This window comes from Streptomyces anulatus, from assembly GCF_000721175.1.
In the GTDB taxonomy this organism is placed as follows: Bacteria; Actinomycetota; Actinomycetes; order Streptomycetales; family Streptomycetaceae; genus Streptomyces; species Streptomyces anulatus_C.
On the sequence record NZ_JOEZ01000046.1, the window covers coordinates 1 to 16,547 of the forward strand.

General features: G+C 73.6%; 10 protein-coding genes. 6 read left to right on the forward strand and 4 right to left on the reverse strand.

Features of this window, described 5'->3' with window-relative positions:
* Positions 1-320: 320 nt before the first annotated feature.
* Positions 321-878 (reverse strand): MarR family winged helix-turn-helix transcriptional regulator, encoded by a 558-nt coding sequence (locus IG90_RS0135145; RefSeq protein WP_030594099.1) that lies wholly within the window; start codon positions 876-878, stop codon positions 321-323.
* A gap of 131 nt (positions 879-1,009) precedes the next feature.
* On the opposite strand from IG90_RS0135145, the gene IG90_RS0135150 reads away from it, so the two are divergent.
* Complete coding sequence (locus IG90_RS0135150) at positions 1,010-2,338, forward strand: MFS transporter (RefSeq protein WP_030594101.1); 1,329 nt, start codon at positions 1,010-1,012, stop codon at positions 2,336-2,338.
* A gap of 17 nt (positions 2,339-2,355) precedes the next feature.
* Here IG90_RS0135150 and IG90_RS0135155 read toward each other — a convergent pair whose 3' ends face one another.
* Positions 2,356-4,083, reverse strand: a complete 1,728-nt coding sequence (locus IG90_RS0135155; protein WP_030594103.1) for an ATP-binding SpoIIE family protein phosphatase — start codon at positions 4,081-4,083, stop codon at positions 2,356-2,358.
* A 288-nt stretch (positions 4,084-4,371) separates the two neighbouring features.
* On the reverse strand, positions 4,372-5,817 hold the full coding sequence (locus tag IG90_RS0135160) for an NAD(P)/FAD-dependent oxidoreductase (RefSeq protein WP_078585483.1): 1,446 nt from the start codon (positions 5,815-5,817) through the stop codon (positions 4,372-4,374).
* Between the two features lie 343 nt (positions 5,818-6,160).
* On the opposite strand from IG90_RS0135160, the gene IG90_RS0135165 reads away from it, so the two are divergent.
* A complete protein-coding gene (locus IG90_RS0135165; RefSeq protein WP_030594106.1) occupies positions 6,161-7,093 on the forward strand; it encodes a TetR/AcrR family transcriptional regulator in 933 nt (310 codons plus the stop codon).
* Positions 7,094-7,467: 374 nt separating this feature from the next.
* Positions 7,468-9,474: a sigma-70 family RNA polymerase sigma factor gene (locus IG90_RS0135170; RefSeq protein WP_030594107.1), complete on the forward strand. Its 2,007-nt coding sequence runs from the start codon at positions 7,468-7,470 to the stop codon at positions 9,472-9,474.
* Positions 9,475-9,577: 103 nt separating this feature from the next.
* Here the strand turns inward: IG90_RS0135170 and IG90_RS0135175 are convergent, their stop codons facing one another.
* Positions 9,578-11,689, reverse strand: coding sequence for an asparagine synthase-related protein (locus IG90_RS0135175; protein WP_030594108.1), 2,112 nt, complete (start codon positions 11,687-11,689; stop codon positions 9,578-9,580).
* A gap of 885 nt (positions 11,690-12,574) precedes the next feature.
* On the opposite strand from IG90_RS0135175, the gene IG90_RS0135180 reads away from it, so the two are divergent.
* The 3 genes from IG90_RS0135180 (at position 12,575) to trmB (ending at position 16,476) form a co-directional block, all read left to right on the forward strand.
* Entirely contained in the window at positions 12,575-14,149 is a 1,575-nt protein-coding gene (locus IG90_RS0135180) for an NsdA family TPR-like regulatory protein (protein WP_030594109.1), read from the forward strand.
* Between the two features lie 115 nt (positions 14,150-14,264).
* A complete protein-coding gene (gene lhgO / locus IG90_RS0135185; RefSeq protein ID WP_030594110.1) occupies positions 14,265-15,521 on the forward strand; it encodes an L-2-hydroxyglutarate oxidase in 1,257 nt (418 codons plus the stop codon).
* Positions 15,514-16,476 carry a tRNA (guanosine(46)-N7)-methyltransferase TrmB gene (trmB, locus tag IG90_RS0135190; protein ID WP_030594111.1) on the forward strand — a complete coding sequence of 321 codons (963 nt, stop codon included), beginning with the start codon at positions 15,514-15,516 and terminating at the stop codon, positions 16,474-16,476. Before lhgO ends, trmB begins: the two co-directional genes overlap by 8 nt.
* The last annotated feature ends 71 nt before the right edge of the window (positions 16,477-16,547 follow it).

Sequence of the window (16,547 nt, forward strand, 5' to 3'; positions counted from 1 at the left end):
GCGTTTTCCCTTTCCGGCGAGTCCGACTCTATCAGATCCTTTCGGACCCGATTCCCAGTCAGCGGGGCTTGTCTTCCCGGCTGTTGGGCCGTTCCGACGCCCAAACTCTAGCGGATTCTTCCGGCGGCTCATAATCGGGCCTTCGCAATGAATTCCGGCATGCCGAAATCATCCCGAGTGGGAGATCGTGCTGAAGTTTGGTTGCCGCGTCCGCGGCGGGATCGGCTGCCTCGGAACCGTCCGGCTCCGTGACAACTCGGAGAACTTTACGGATCCACCAGGGGTGTGTCAACCCTCCCCCGGGCCTCCGCCGGGGGTCGTCAGTCCAGGTCGGTGAGGCGGCCGCCGGCGTCCGGCTGGGCGTGCTCCACGCGGCGCAGGAGACGGACCAGCAGCTCGCCGAGGACGCCGCGTTCGTCGCCGGACAGGTCCTGGAGGAGGTCCTCCTCGAAGTCGGTCGCCATGCGCATCGCCTCGAGCCACTTCGTACGGCCCTCGTCGGTCAGCTCGACGATGACGCGGACCCGGTTGTTCTCGTCGCGGTCCCGGGTGACCAGGCCCTCGCCGGCCATCCGGTCGATGCGGTGGGTCATGGCGGCCGGGGTGAGACCGAGGCGCTTCGCCAGTTCACCGGGGCCCAGACGGTAGGGGGCGCCTGCCAGGACCAGGGTCTTGAGGACCTCCCACTCGGCGTTGCTGATGCCGAGCGCGGCGACCTGTCTCCCGTACGCGACGTTCATCCGGCGGTTCAGGCGGCCCAGCGCGGAGACGACCTGTTCGACCTGCGGGTCGAGGTCGCGGAACTCACGCTGGTAGGCGGCGATCTGCTCGTCGAGGCTCGGCTCGCTGGGGCCGGGCTCCTCGGTGCTCTCAGACATGGCGGGCAGTATGGCACGCCCCCACCGCCCTTGAAGTCCTTCAACCTGTAGTTTTCACCTTCTAAGTTTAGTGTTAAAGTCTTCGAGTCTGATTTCTTCGAACCTTGAGGTAGGTGAGTGTGACCAGGGAGATGGGCGCAGCGCTGCGGCGGATCCAGCTGGGCAGTGCGCTGAGCGCGTTCGGGCTCGGGTTCACCGTTCCGTATCTGTACGTCTACGTGGCGCAGGTACGGGATCTGGGCGCCGGGACGGCAGGGGTCGTTCTTGCGGCCTTCGCGATGGCGGCGCTGGCCGTTCTGCCGTTCACCGGGCGGGCCATCGACCGGCGGGGCCCGTTGCCCGTGCTGGTGGTGGCCTCCGCCCTGGCCTCCGTGGGCGCCGTCGCCCTGGGGTTCGCGAGCACTGTTCCGGCCGCCGTGCTGTCCGCAGCGGTCCTGGGGGCGGGCACCGCCGTCATGCAGCCGGCCCTCGCCACGATGCTCGTGTGGTGCTCCAGCACCGCGACCCGTACGCGTGCCTTCGCCATGCAGTTCTTCCTGCAGAACCTGGGGCTCGGCCTCGGCGGGCTCGTCGGCGGACAGCTGGTGGACGTGGACCGTCCGGCGAGCTTCACGATGCTCTTCCTGATCGAGGCCGCGATGTTCGTGGTGCTCGGTGTCACCGTGGCCACCGTGCGCATGCCGCGTACCGCTTCGCTCGGCGGCGCCCGGCCCGTGGACGGGTCCGCCGCGAAGGGCGGCGGGCTGCGGGCGCTGCTCTCGCACCGGGCCATGGTGCAGCTGTGCGTGCTCGGGTTCGTGCTGTTCTTCGCCTGCTACGGGCAGTTCGAATCCGGTCTGGCCGCGTACGGCACGGAGGCCGCCGGGATCGAGCCGTCCACCCTCGGCTTCGCGCTGGCCGCCAACACCGCGGTCATCGTCGTGGCGCAGTTCGTCGTGCTGCGGCTCGTGGAGCGGCGGCGGCGCAGCCGGGTCATCGCCGCGGTCGGTCTGATCTGGGCGTTCGCCTGGATCGTGGCGGGCTATGCGGGGCTGGGCCACGGCAGCCAGACCATGGCGACGGCCGCGTTCATCTCGACGTACGCGCTGTTCGGGCTGGGTGAGGCGATGCTGTCGCCGACCGTCGCCCCGCTGGTCGCCGATCTGGCGCCGGAGTCGATGGTCGGGCAGTACAACTCGGCGTTCGCCCTGTGCAAGCAGCTCGCGCTCGCGGTCGGTCCGGCCGTCGGCGGGCCGATGGGGGCGTCGCTGCACGGCCCGTACATCGTGACGTTCGTGCTGTTCTCGCTGGGCATCACGGTGCTCGCGCTGCGGCTGGGCCGCCGGCTCACCCCCGTACAGGACCAGCCGTCGCTCGCCAACGTCCCCTCGCGGGTGGTGGCGGTGTCATTGCCCGAGGGTGGAGACGTCGCGGCGGCCGGTCCCTCTCTCCCGTCCGCCCCGGCCTCCGCGGGTCACTGACGGAGGGGTCGCCCTGCTCACTGCGGCAGGGCGAACTCGCACCAAACCGCCTTGCCGCCGCCCGGTGTGCGCCGACTGCCCCACGAGGTGGCGATCGAGGCGATGATCGAGATGCCGCGTCCCGCCTCGTCCGCCGGTTCGGCCTGGCGGCGGCGCGGCAGGTGGTCGTCGCCGTCGGTGACCTCGATGATCAGCCGGCGGTCCGTGCGGCGCAGCCCCAGGCGCATCGGGGGAGTGCCGTGCTGGAGGGAGTTCGCGACCAGTTCGCTGGTGGCGAGGACGCCCAGGTCGCGGAGTTCGACGGGGAAGCGCCAGGAGGTCAGGACCCCGGTGGCGAAGGCGCGGGCGCGCGGGGCGGCCTCGATGCCGCCGAGGAGATCGAGCGCGGCGTTGTGGAACAGTTCCGCGTTCGTCCCCGTACGGGCGGGGTGCTGGACCACCAGGACCGCCACGTCGTCGTCGTGCTCGGCGGTCACGCCGAGGGAGCGGATCAGCCGGTCGCAGACCACCTGCGGTGATCCCTTGGCGCCCGAGAGGGCGCGGGCCAGGGAGGCGACTCCCTCGTCGATGTCCTCGCTGCGCCGTTCGACCAGGCCGTCCGTATAGAGGACCGCGGTGGAGCCGGGCGGCAGCGCGATCGTGCCCGAGGTGTGGACCCAGCCGCCGGTGCCGAGCGGGGGGCCGGTGGGGTCGGCGGCGCGGTGGACCGTGCCGTCCTCGTCGCAGACGAGGATCGGGAGGTGGCCGGCGGAAGCGTAGACGAGGCGGCCCTCGTTCGGATCATGGACTGCGTAGACGCAGGTCGCGATCTGGCTGGCGTCGATCTCGGCGGCGATGCCGTCCAGCAGCTGGATCACCTCGTGCGGCGGGAGGTCGAGCCGGGCGTAGGCGCGGACGGCGGTGCGGAGCTGGCCCATCACGGCGGCGGCCCGGACCCCGCGGCCCATCACATCGCCGATGACCAGGGCGGTGCGGCCCGCGCCGAGGGTGATGACGTCGTACCAGTCGCCGCCGACCGCGGCGTCGGTTCCGCCGGGCTGGTAGGTGGCGGCGATGCGGAGGTCGTCGGGCTGCTCCAGCTCCTGCGGGAGCAGGGAGCGCTGGAGGGTGACGGCCGTTTCGCGGTGGCGGCGCTCGCTGGTGCGCAGGCGCTCGGCGGCTTCGGCCTGGTCGGTGACGTCGGCGGCGTACACGAGGACGCCGCCTTCTCGCTCGCCGTCGCCCTTGCCGTCCCCCTTTTCCTTTTCGCTCCCGTCCTCGGTGCTGCCCCAGGCGGCGACCGGGGTGCAGGTCACGGTGTACGAGCCGCCCTCGGCGGTCCGGCGGGACTTGACCGTACGGGCGGTGCCGCTGCGCAGGACCTGGTCGAGCAGCGGGAGCACGCTGAGCTCGGTGAGTTCGGGCATGGCCTCGGCCGCGGGGACGCCGGACGGGCGGGGGCCGAACACGGCCTCGTAGGCGTCGTTGACGTACGCGACGCGGTGATCCGGGCCGTGCAGCAGGGCGACGGGGGCGGGGAGCCGGCCGAGGATCTCGCGGGCGGAGAGGTCGTCGAGGGCGGGCCCGGGGAGGGCCTCCGTCGAGGCGGGGCCGGAAGGCGCCGGGGAGGCGTCGTCCGGCGGGGCGGGCGCGCCGTCGGGCCGGGCGCACTCGGCTCGGGCCGCCGGCACGGAACTACGGTCGTCCCGCGCGGCGGCTCGGCGCTGCGTTCCGGGAAGGCGGGCGCTCCAACGCGTGAAGTTCACGGTATTTCTGGCCTCGTGTGTCGGTCTGGTCCGCTCGGGCGGGCTGTTTCTTCTGCCGTGTTCGGGGCACCGGGGGCCCTACCCCCGGGAAGGCGCAGCCGGGCCTCGTCGTGCTGCTCTCGTGCTGTTGGTGCGTCGCTGCTGGTCACTGTTGGTCACTGCCGACCGGGTGACTCTGTGCAGGCGTGGGCCCACCTATGGTCACACGTCCAGTGTGACCGACCGTACTGACAGTCGCCGCCCTGCCGCCGGACCGACCCTCGCCGGGGCCCTCCGCCCGTTGTCCCGTCAGGTGTTCGTCCGGCGGCCGTCCGGCGGTTCTCCAGCGCCTTCCGGGCGGCTGGGGCCGGGGATCCCCGGGGTGCCGGAGCCGCCCGCCGCGAGTTCGAACTCGGCGCGGGGGTGCTCCAGCGAACCGAGGGAGACGATCTCGCGTCTGAAGAGTCCGGACAGGGTCCATTCGGCAAGGACGCGCGCCTTCCGGTTGAACGTCGGCACCCGGCTGAGGTGGTACGTACGGTGCATCAGCCAGGCGGGGTAGCCCTTGAGCTTGCGACCGTAGACGTGGGCGACGCCCTTGTGCAGTCCCAGGGAGGCGACGGATCCGGCGTAAGCGTGCCGGTACTCCTTGAGGGGGCGGCCGTCGACCGAGGCGAGGACGTTGTCGGCGAGGAGCTTCGCCTGGCGCACCGCGTGCTGGGCGTTGGGGGCGGTCTCGCGGCCCGGTTCGGAGGCGGTCAGGTCGGGTACGGCCGCGGCGTCCCCGGCGGCCCAGGCGTGCGGCGTGCCCTCGACTCCGAGGGTGGCGGTACAGCGGAGCCGGCCGCGTCCGGTGAGGGGCAGGCCGGTGGCGGCCAGCAGCGGGGCCGGTTTGACGCCAGCGGTCCATACGAGGGTGCGGGTGGGGAAGCGGGAGCCGTCGCTGAGGACGGCGACGCGGTCCTCGCAGGTGTCGAGGCGGGTGTCGAGGCGTACGTCGATGTTCCGGCCGCGCAGCTCGCCGATGGCGTACGTACCCATGGCCTCGCCGACCTCGGGGAGGATGCGCCCGGAGGCCTCGACCAGGATCCACTTCAGGTCCGCCGGCTTGATGTTGTGGTAGTACCGCGCCGTGTAGCGGGCCATGTCCTCCAGTTCGGCCAGCGCCTCCACGCCCGCGTAGCCGCCGCCGACGAAGACGAAGGTGAGAGCGGCGTCGCGGATCGCGGGGTCGCGGGTGGCGGAGGCGATGTCCATCTGCTCGATGACGTGGTTGCGCAGCCCGATGGCCTCCTCGACGGTCTTGAAGCCGATGCCGAACTCGGCGAGGCCGGGGACGGGCAGGGTGCGCGAGACGGACCCGGGGGCGATGACGATCTCGTCGTACGCGATCTCCAGGGCGCCGGTGCCGTCCTCGCCGGTGGCGAGAGTGGTGACGGTCGCGGTCCGCTTGGTGTGGTCGATGCCCCGGGCCTCGCCGATGACGATCGTGCAGTCGTTCAGGACGCGGCGCAGCGGCACGACCACATGGCGCGGCGAGATCGATCCCGCGGCCGCTTCGGGGAGGAAGGGCTGGTACGTCATGTACGGCTCGGGCGTGACGACCACGATCTCGGCGTCGCCGCTCTTCAGTCTCTGCTTCAACTTCCGTTGGAGACGCAGCGCTGTGTACATCCCGACGTAGCCGCCGCCGACGACGAGAATGCGCACACCTGGCCGGGTGCCGGGGGTCGTCCCCCGGGAATCTGGAGCCATCACCACCCCATGACGCAACGGAGTCAGTGGTTTGTCCACAGGCCCGGCAAATTGTGTGACTGGAGGGTCCTCAACGGGGCCCGGCTACCGTGGTGGGCGAGAAACGACAGCTGCGCAGGTCAGGTGCCACGCACGGGGTAGGTCGGAGGCCGATGTTCCGGCGATGACCGGATCTTGGTCCGATCAGGGGGCGCCCCATGCGGAACAACCCCCTTCTGAATTGACGCGGGCTCAACTATGTTCGTAACCCGTCGGGGTGTCGGGTGCGGATTTCGTTGTGCTCCGCTCCTCGACTGAAACGGCGGGAAGTCTCCGGGGGGAGACGTCATAACCGGGGGAAGTTATGCACATTCAGGATACGCATGGCCAGGCTGCGCTCTCGCGGGCGTCCGAGGACCACGGACGCCTCGGCTCCGTGGGCGCGCTCGGCGTCATGAGCTCGGCGGACGCCGTTCGCTCGGCGGCCGCGGTGAGTGCCGCGGCGATGGGTTCGGCCGGTGCCGGACAGGCCCCGAACGGGGCGACGGCATCGGGAACGACGACGGGGGCCGCGAGCGCGCCGCGCTCGGCTCCGCTGCGCGTCGACGCGCAGCGCAATCTGGAGCACGTGCTGCGGGCGGCGCGCGAGGTGTTCGGGGAGCTGGGTTACGGCGCTCCGATGGAGGACGTGGCACGTCGCGCGCGCGTCGGCGTGGGCACGGTCTACCGGCGGTTCCCGAGCAAGGACGTTCTGGTGCGCCGGATAGCCGAGGAGGAGACCTCCCGGCTGACCGAGCAGGCGCGCACGGCGCTGGGGCAGGAGGAGAACCCCTGGTCGGCGCTCTCCCGCTTCCTGCGTACGTCCGTGGCCTCGGGTGCGGGCAGGCTGCTGCCGCCGCAGGTGCTGAGGGTCGGGGTCGACGGGGAGGAGCCGGGTGCACCGGCGGCTTCCGGGACGGTGCCGGCGCCGGGCGCGGTGGACGAGACGCGTGTTCCGCAGCAGCGGCAGGGAGTGGGCCAGGACGACTACCGCGTCGCGGGCCAGCGCTCCGGTGGCGCAGACGGGCTCGACGGCCTCGGTGAGGACACGGGCGCGGTCGAACTGCTGGAGGTCGTGGGGCGGCTGGTGGACCGAGCACGGGAATCCGGTGAGCTGCGCCGGGACGTGACGGTGGCCGATGTGCTGCTGGTCATCGCCACGGCGGCTCCTTCGCTGCCGGACGCCGCTCAGCAGGCCGCGGCTTCGGCCCGGTTGCTGGACATCCTGCTGGAGGGTCTGAGGTCGCGGCCTGCGTGACGGCTGGGGCGCGTCCCGTGGCTGGGCCCCGCTCGTCCCACCCGGGTGCCGATCCCGTATCGGGTACCGCGTATCGATCATGCCGTAGCGCTCGTCCCGGTTCGGTCCTGCCGTATCGGTCATCCGTCCGCGTCCGCCCGCCCGCCTCGCCGTCTGTGGCCGGCGGGCACTGGCAGGCGCGGGCGGCACGCGGGCGGTGAACGGGTGCCGGGACACGAATGAGCAGGGTCTCATTCCCCGAAACACGCCCTAGTACTCGCATTCGAGAACACGCCCCGGATGAGTGGTTGGCAGGAGTGAGAGGCCAACGCGATTGAGCCATGTGGCAGTCTTGGCCGGTATTCGGGTCCGAGGTGTCTACGGGGGCTTCCGCGATGAGCGGTGACGAGCAGCAGGAAGAGCCGCTCGACGAGATCGCCGCGGCGGGCGGGGGCACGAAGGCCGACGGGATGTCCTCCGGGCACGTGCCGGCCCAGGCGGGGCGTGGACCGTCGGACGGTGAGGCCGAGCGGGGCACCGTCCTGCCCGGCCCGTGGCCCGCCGTCGCCGAGGAGGAGGACTCCGGCGAAGCCGGTGCGCACGCCGTTCCGCGGCAGCGCGCGGGCCGCGGCGGGGCTCCCGAGGCCGGTCTTTCCGATGCCCGGCTGATCGAGCACATGCGGGCGGGCGACGACCAGGCCTACGAGGAGATGTTCCGGCGGCATTCGGGCGCCGTGCTCCGCTACGCCCGCAACTGCTGCCGGGACGCGCACACCGCCGACGACCTGACGGCCGAGGTGTTCGCACGCACGCTCCAGGCCGTACGGGGCGGAAAGGGGCCGACGGAAGCGGTCCGGGCCTATCTGATGACCGCCGTCCGCCATGTCGCCGCCGCCTGGACGAAGAGCGCGAAGCGTGAGCATCTGGTCGACGACTTCGCGGTGTTCGCCGCACAGGCCTCCCGCTCCTCCGAGCTCTCCGACGACGGCACCCTCGACCTCGGTGCCGACGTCCTGGCGATGCACGAGGCCGAGCAGACGATGGCGATGCAGGCGTTCCGGAGCCTCCCGGAGCGCTGGCAGGCGGTCCTGTGGCACACCACGGTGGAGGAGGAGTCGCCGAGCGAGATCGCCCCGCTGTTCGGCCTCACCGCCAACGCCACCGCCGTCCTGGCCAGCCGCGCCCGCGAAGGGCTCAAGCAGGCGTACCTCCAAGCCCACGTCAGCCGGGCGCTCACCACCGGCGGGGCCTGCGCGCAGTACGCCGACCGGCTCGGCGCCCACGCCCGGGGCGGGCTGCGGACCCGGGCCGAACGCGGGCTGCGCAAGCACCTCGACGAGTGTGCCAAATGCCGGGTGGCCGCGGGCGAGCTGGACCATGTGAACGCCGGGATTCCGGCGCTGCTGCCCGTCGCGGTCATCGGCTGGTTCGCCGCCGGGTATTCGCTCAAGGCCGCGGGCATCGTGGCCGGCGGAGCGGCCGGGGCGGCCGGAGCGGGGGCCGCGGCCGCAGCCACCGGGTCCGGTTCCACCGGTGGGGCCGCCGGGGGCGCCGCGGCCTCCGAAGGGCTCGGCGCGCCCGCCAAGGCCGGGCTCGCGGCCGCCGTGGCCGTGGCCGCCGCGGCGGGACTGGTGTGGGCGCTCGTCGGCGACGACCAGTCGAAGCCGGAGCCTGGACCGGTCGCGAAGCCTCCGGCAGTGGCGCCCGCGGTGCCGACGCCGAAGCATCCGCCACCGTCCCCGAAGCCTGCTCCTGAGCCTCCGGCCGCCCCCGCGCCGCCCGCGCCACCGGCACCGTCCCCGTCCCCGTCCGAGCCGGCCCCGAGGCCGACGCGGAGCTCCACGCCCTCCCCCGAGCCGCCGCCGGAACCCACGCCCCCGGCGCCGAGCCCGCCACCGTCCCCGTCCCCGAAGCCGTCCCCGAAGCCGACACCGCCGCCGAAACCCACGCCGCCCCCGCCCGCCCCGGAGGTGTATCGGGTCAGCGAGCTGGCGTACTCCGTGTTCGGCGACCACACCGAGCCGGAAGTGGCGATGGGGCAGAGCAGTTGGGTCTGGCAGCGTTCGAGCGTGTCGATCGCCTCCACCCGTTACGCACACGGGGTGACCGTGCACGCCCGCTCCTCGGTGACCATCCGGCTGAACCGGCCGTGCACGCGCTACGAGGCCATGGTCGGGGTGGACGATCTGACCCCCGGGCTCGGCGCGGTGCGCTTCTCCGTGTTCAACGGCGACGGGGCCCGGCTGTGGCGCTCCCCGGTGATGAGGGGCGGCGAGCCCGCCGTCCCGGTGAGCGTGAACATCGCCGGCCAGTCCTCGATCCGCCTCGTGGTGGAGCCGGAGACGCCGTTCGGCGGGGTGGCCCTGGCCGACTGGGCGGAGTCCCGGATCAGCTGCGCCTGAGTCCCCGCTCCTGAGGCTCCCGCTCCTGCGCGCGCCGGCCCCTCGGGCCCTTGGCCTCCGGTCCTGAAGGCTCCCGGTCGGGTTCCCCGACGTCGGCTTCCGGTCAGGACTGGAGCGTGCGGCGGGCGGGGATCACTCCGCCCGCGACCGCGCGCTGGCGCGGGGCCGCCGTACCCGTCCAACAGGTGCCGCGGCGGGCCAGCAGACGGCGCAGCCACAGTTCGGTGGAGGCCAGGTCCGCCAGGCCGTCCAGGGGCAGCGGCTCGCCCTCGGAGGCGGCGCGCAGGGCCTTGCGGACGACGCGGGCCTCGACCAGGCCCGCGTCGGCCAGCAGCGGGGCGTCGAACAGGGCCATCAGGTCGGGCAGCGCGATGCGCAGGCCGATCCGGGTGACGGCGGTCGAGGTGGCCTGGGAGGGCGCGCCCCAGCCGGGCGGCAGATCGTGGATGCCCGCCCCGCCGAGCACCCGGCGCAGGATCGCGGCCCGTGCGCCGGGCTGGACGCGGAGGGACTCGGGCAGGGCGCGGGCCGCCCTGACCACCTGGTTGTCGAGGAACGGGGCGTGCAGGCGCTGGCTGCGGATCTCCGCGGCCTGTTCCAGGATCCGGTGGTCGGCGGCCCCCCGGGCGAGGGCGGCGCGCGCTCGGGCCTCCCCCGGGCGCTGTACGGAGGTGGGCCGGATCGCCGCCTCCTGGAGGCGAACCGATACTTCGGCCAGCGCCTCCCCCGTCAGCCAGCGCGCCGCGGGTCCCGGGCGCGACCAGGCGAGGGCGGCGAGCGAGGCGTCGGCGGGGGTGGCGAGGTCGGGGGCGTGACGGTTGGCGTCGGGGAGGAGTCCGGCGGCCGACTCCAGGCCGGTGCGGTAGGACGTACGCGCCAGGCGGCGGGCGGCGCGGTAGACCGTCAGCGGGACGAACAGGGAGTGTGCCGTGGGGCCTTCGGCCTTGGTGAGGGCGGCGACGGGGCGCAGGAGGTGGCGTCTGCGCCGGTCCATCAGGAGGTCGGCGAGGCGGGCCGGGTGTGCGTCCAGGACCTGCCGGGCCCCGTGTCCGACGAGGTGGTCGGCGCTGCCCGCGGACAGCCGGCGGCGGTGGCGTTCGGCGAGGACGAGGGAGGGGGCCGGTTCGTCGGTGAGCGCGCCGGTCCCCAACGCGGCGTACGGCAGGGCCTCTTCGCCCGCCGCGACGACCACGTGGTGCAGGCGCGGGTTGGCGGCGATGGCGTGGGCCCGCTCCAATTCGCCCTCGTTGCCGCGGGTGGTGAGGTCGTTGAAGGTGACGGCGAGCAGCCGCTCGCCGGCGCCGGTGCCGTGGCCGAGGAGGGTGCCGGGCAGTCCGGGCAGTCCGGAGGCGAGCAGTGCGAGGGTGGCGGAGGCGCTGCCTCCGGAGAGGTCGGCACCGATGCCCGCCACGGGTCCGCCCCGGGCCGCGCGCCGGTCGGCTGGGCCCATGCCGGGCACGGGCCCCGGGTCCGGCGGGGTGCTCTCCGGCGCGTGGCGCGGCGCCGTGAGCCGGGCGCGTACGGCTTCGACGAGCGCGTCCCGTACGCCCTCCACGGCGTGCACCGGGTCGGACTGGGGCGCGGCGACGGCGAGCGAGGCGACGGCTTCGTAGCCGGTGATCTCCCGCGAGCCCTCCCGCAGGATGAGCGCGTGGCCCGGCGGGACCCGCTTCACGCCGACGTAGGGCGTGCCGTCGCCGAGGGCCTCGGGGGTCTCCGGGCAGGCGAGCAGGGCGGCGAGGTGCCCGATGTCGAGCTGGGCCTCGATGAGGTCGGCGAGCGGCAGGGCGGCGGTGGCGTAGGCGGTGCCGTTGGCCCAGGGGGTGTGGAAGACGGGCCGGGCTCCGGCCAGGTCGCCGGCGACGGTGATGCGGCGGCCGATCTGCACGACGGCGGTGTAACTGCCGGGCCAGGCGGTGAGATGGCGCATCGCGCCGCCGCGCGCGGCGAGCAGTCCGACGCGCAGCTGCTCGTCGGTGGCCCCGCAGCAGCCGAGAACCGCGAGGCGGGCGGTGGGCGCGCCTTCGGGGGTCGCGACGCCGATGACGCGGATCTCGTCGGGGCGCCAGTCGCCGACCGCCCACAGCGGATCCGGGTCTCCCCAGAGCAGTTGGGAGCCCACGGGGTGAACCGTGCGCCCCTCTCCGCCGTTTCCGACGGCGCCGACGGTGCCGAAGCTCGCGGCGATACTGCTCCATCCCACCAACCAACGCATCGCCGCCTCCACAGGCTGTGGACAAACGGCGCACCTGATGAGCGAAACGCCGCTGCGGGACATGCTGCCACGACAATGCCGCAGGAGAGGGTGTACGGGCAGCGCACGCCGGAAGAGCATGCGCCCCTGGCAAAGGCCGGACGTGACCTTCACGGCGACGACAGCAACGGAACTGCGGGTTCCAGGAGGACGACAGCAACGGAACTTCCCGTTCCGGGAGTTGCGGCGGCGGGGCCGTACGGTCTCCGCGCCGCCCCGGCCCGCCCCCGCGAAGGGGAGGGGCCGGTGCCGCCCGGAAACAGCGCCGATATCCGGCCATAGTCGGACCGTTGGCCAGACCCTCACCGGACCGTCGCTATTCGGCCATTCTCTCGAAGCGCCACCACGCGCGCATGCCGTGCCGCGCCCCCCTGGCGAGCCCTTCCACGCACAGTCCGGGAGGTGGGCCTCACCTCCCGGACCGGTCCGCCGCCCGCGGGGAATGGAGCGGCGGTTTCCCCCAGCCCACTGAGTCCAGTGCAGCGGGCCGACCCACGCGGTACCCAGACAAGCGTTCCCGCTACGGCCGGGCCAGAGCGCACGGCCGGGCGCACGGCCACACACCGGGAGCACACCGCACCCCGGCCCGCGCGTCGGCGCCCGGGCGGCCCGGACCGCCCGCACAGACAACAATCCCGCCATCCGGACGTCTGCCCCTTAACGGTAGGGATAGGGAGAACTACGCTGTGTTTACTGGTGTTCTCAGCAGGGGGGCATATTCCTCGGGGCTCGGCCACATGCGTGTGCAGGCGGAGTACGAGGGTTCGAACCTGGGGAGGCATCGGTACGAATGCCGCGCGCCGTCCTCGGTGACGCGGCGGCTGTCTGTGTGTCGAGGGGTGGCGCATGTCCAGGGAGCAACGCGGGCCGAACGAGAAGCTCGGCACGGTTCTCGCCCTCGCGGGAATCAGTAACGCCGGGCTCGCCCGGCGGGTCAACGACCTCGGAGCACAGCGCGGTCTGACACTTCGCTACGACAAGACCTCGGTGGCCCGGTGGGTCGCCAAGGGGATGGTGCCGCAGGGCGCGGCGCCGCATCTCATCGCGGCGGCGATCGGGGCCAAGCTCGGCCGCCCGGTCCCGCTGCACGAGATAGGGCTCGCCGACGCGGACCCGGCCCCGGAGGTCGGTCTCGCCTTCCCCCGGGACGTGGGCGAGGCGGTCCGGTCGGCGACCGAGCTGTACCGGCTGGATCTGGCCGGGCGGCGGGGCGGCGGCGGGATCTGGCAGTCCCTGGCGGGATCGTTCTCGGTGAGCGCCTATGCGACGCCCGCCTCCCGCTGGCTGATAACCCCCGCCGATCCGTCGGTGGCCCGGGACCCGACGGCGGCACGGGCGGCGGTCCTCGGGGCCCGCGGCGGCGGACCGGCCGGGCCGTCCGGTCCGGCGGCCCGCGGCACCCAGGGCGCACCGGGCACCCGGGGCGCACACATCCTCCACACTCCCGGCGGCGCGGCCGGCTCCGTCCCCGTACAGCCCGGCCCGGAGACAGCGGCGGACGCCTCACCGCTGCGGGTCGGCCACAGCGATGTGACGAAGCTGCGCGAGGCGGCGCAGGACGCCCGGCGCTGGGACTCCAAGTACGGCGGCGGAGACTGGCGTTCCTCCATGGTCCCCGAGTGCTTACGCGTCGACGCCGCACCTCTGCTCCTCGGCTCGTACACCGACGAGGTCGGGCGGGCCCTGTTCGGCGCGTCGGCCGAGCTGACCCGGCTGGCCGGCTGGATGGCCTTCGACACCGGCCAGCAGGAGGCCGCCCAGCGCTACTACATCCAGGCCCTGCGCCTGGCCCGGGCCGCCGCCGACGTTCCGCTCGGCGGCTATGTCCTCGCCTCGATGTCCCTCCAGGCGACCTACCGCGGCTTCGCCGACGAAGGCGTCGACCTCGCCCAGGCCGCCGTCGAGCGCAACCGCGGTCTCGCCACCGCCCGCACCATGAGCTTCTTCCGGCTGGTGGAGGCCCGTGCCCATGCGAAGGCCGGCGACGCACCGGCCGCGGGGGCCGCCCTCAAGGGGGCGGAGAGCTGGCTGGAGCGGTCCCGGGCGGGCGACTCCGATCCGCCCTGGCTCGGTTTCTACGGCTACGACCGGTTCGCCGCCGACGCCGCCGAGTGCTACCGGGACCTGAAGGCCCCCCGCCAGGTGCGGCGCTTCACCGAGCTGGCGCTGTCCCGGCCGACCGAGGAGTTCGTCCGCAGCCACGGACTGCGGCTCGTCGTGTCCGCCGTCGCCGAGCTGGAGTCGGGCAATCTGGACGCGGCCTGCGCGGCGGGCACCCGGGCGGTGGAGGTCGCGGGCCGCATCTCCTCGGCCCGCACCACGGAGTACGTACGCGATCTGCTGCACCGCCTGGAGCCGTACGGGGACGAGCCCCGGGTGGCCGAGCTGCGGGAGCGGGCCCGCCCGCTGCTGGTGACGTAGGTCCCAGCCGCCCGGCGGGACGTACGCCGGGCGGAGTGTGCGCCACGCCCTGCCCGACTCGGGTTTGAGCCGGTTGTCAGTGGGTCAGTGCACTATCGGGGTGGGAGGTGGCGTGATGATGACGCACGCGGCGTACGACTGCGATGTGCTGGTGATCGGCGGCGGGATCGTCGGGCTGTCGACCGCGTATGCGATCACCCGGTCCGCCCCGGGCACCCGGGTGACGGTCCTGGAGAAGGAGCGCGGCCCCGCCCGTCACCAGACCGGCCGCAACAGCGGCGTGATCCACAGCGGCATCTACTACCGCCCCGGCTCCCTCAAGGCCCGCTACGCGCTGCGCGGCTCCGCCGAGCTGGCGGACTTCTGCGCCGAGCACGCCATCGCCCACGCCACCACCGGCAAGCTGATCGTCGCCACCGAGCGCTCGGAGCTGCCCCGGCTGCACGGCCTGGTGCAGCGCGGCCGCGAGCACGGACTGCCCGTGCGGGAGCTGGGCCCGGCCCAGATCGCGGAGTACGAGCCGGACGTCCGGGGGCTGGCGGCGATCCGGGTCGGCACGACCGGTGTCTGCGACTTCACCGCCGTGGCCACCCGCTTCGCGACCGAGGTCACCGCGGCGGGCGGCATCGTGCGGTACGGCGCGGAGGTCACCGCGATAGACCGGCGCCCCTGGGGCGTCGCGGTGCGCACGGCGGACGGCCTGGTCGTACGGGCCCGGGCGCTGGTCAACTGCGCGGGTCTCCACTGCGACCGGGTGGCCCGCCTCGCCGGGGACGACCCGGGGGTGCGGATCGTGCCGTTCCGGGGCGAGTACTACGCGCTGGCCCGCCCCGAGCTGGTGCGCGGTCTGGTCTACCCGGTGCCGGACCCGGCGTTCCCCTTCCTCGGCGTCCACCTCACCCGGGGCTTCGACGGCTCCGTCCACGTCGGGCCGAACGCGGTCCCCGCCCTGGCCCGCGAGGGATACGCCTGGCCACAGGTCCGCCCCGCCGAACTGCTGTCCACGCTGAGCTGGCCGGGCACCTGGCACCTCGCCCGCCGGCACTGGCGGTACGGGGCGGGCGAGGTGCACCGCTCGCTGTCCCGGTCCGCGTTCACCCGGGCCGTCCAGCGGCTGCTGCCCGCCGTCACCGAGGAGGATCTGCGCCCGTCACCCGCCGGGGTCCGGGCCCAGGCGGTACTGAAGGACGGCACGCTGGTCGACGACTTCCTGATCCGCGAAACCCCGCACACCGTGCATGTGCTCAACGCCCCGTCGCCCGCAGCGACGGCGTGCCTGCCCATCGGACGGGAGGTGGCGCGGCGCGCGCTGCGCCGGGCTCGGGAGACGGGGTGGAAGCCGCCCGCCGTAGAATCCGGTCATTGTGTCTGAGCAGCCCATGAACCCCACCCCCGCCACGGCCCCCGACGACGCCGCGGCCGTCGACACGCACGCCGACGCGGCCGCGACCGGCTCCACGGCGGCCGACGCGCTCACCGACGCCAGTGCCGACGTCCCGCGCGGCGCCACTGCCGACGTCACGCCCGACACGCTCGCGGACGTCCCGCCCGACGAAGCCGCCGCGCTGCGAGCCGCCTCCTTCGAGCGCGCGCGCCGGCTGCGTCAGGAGCCCCGCTTCCCCGGCGGCCCCGCCGCGGACCCCGCCGGCTCGCACCACGAGCGCCGGATCCGCAGCTTCCAGCCACGCCGCAGCCGGGTCACGACCGGCCAGCAGGACGCCCTTGAGCGGCTGTGGCCGAAGTGGGGGCTGGACATCGACGGAAAGCGCGTCCTGGACCTGGCCGAGATGTTCGACGGACTGCCCGTCGTCCTGGAGATCGGCTTCGGCATGGGCGAGGCCACCGCGCAGATGGCGGCCGACGACCCGGGCACCGGCATCCTCGCGGTCGACGTCCACACCCCCGGCCAGGGCAATCTGCTGGGCCTCGCGGACAAGGCGGGCTCGACCAACGTACGGGTGGCCAACGGTGACGCGATCATCCTGCTGCGCGAGATGCTGGCCCCCGAGTCGCTGGACGGCCTGCGGGTCTATTTCCCCGACCCGTGGCCCAAGGCCCGGCACCACAAGCGGCGCCTGATCCAGCCGGAGTTCCTGGACCTCGTGGCCCCGGTGCTGAAGCCCGGGGGAAGCGTCCACTGCGCGACCGACTGGGAGCCGTACGCCGAGCAGATGCTGGAGGTGCTCACCGCGCACCCCCGCTTCGAGAACACCGCGGCCGGCGGCGGATACGCCCCGCGTCCCGCGTTCCGGCCACTCACCCGCTTCGAGGGGCAGGGCCTGGACAAGGGCCACGTCGTCCACGACCTGCTGTTCGCCCGCGTCTGACCCACCCTCTGGTGGCCGCGTCCTGGCCGGATGCGCCGTCGCCGGGTGTCAGTGCTCCTCGTTAGGGTCGA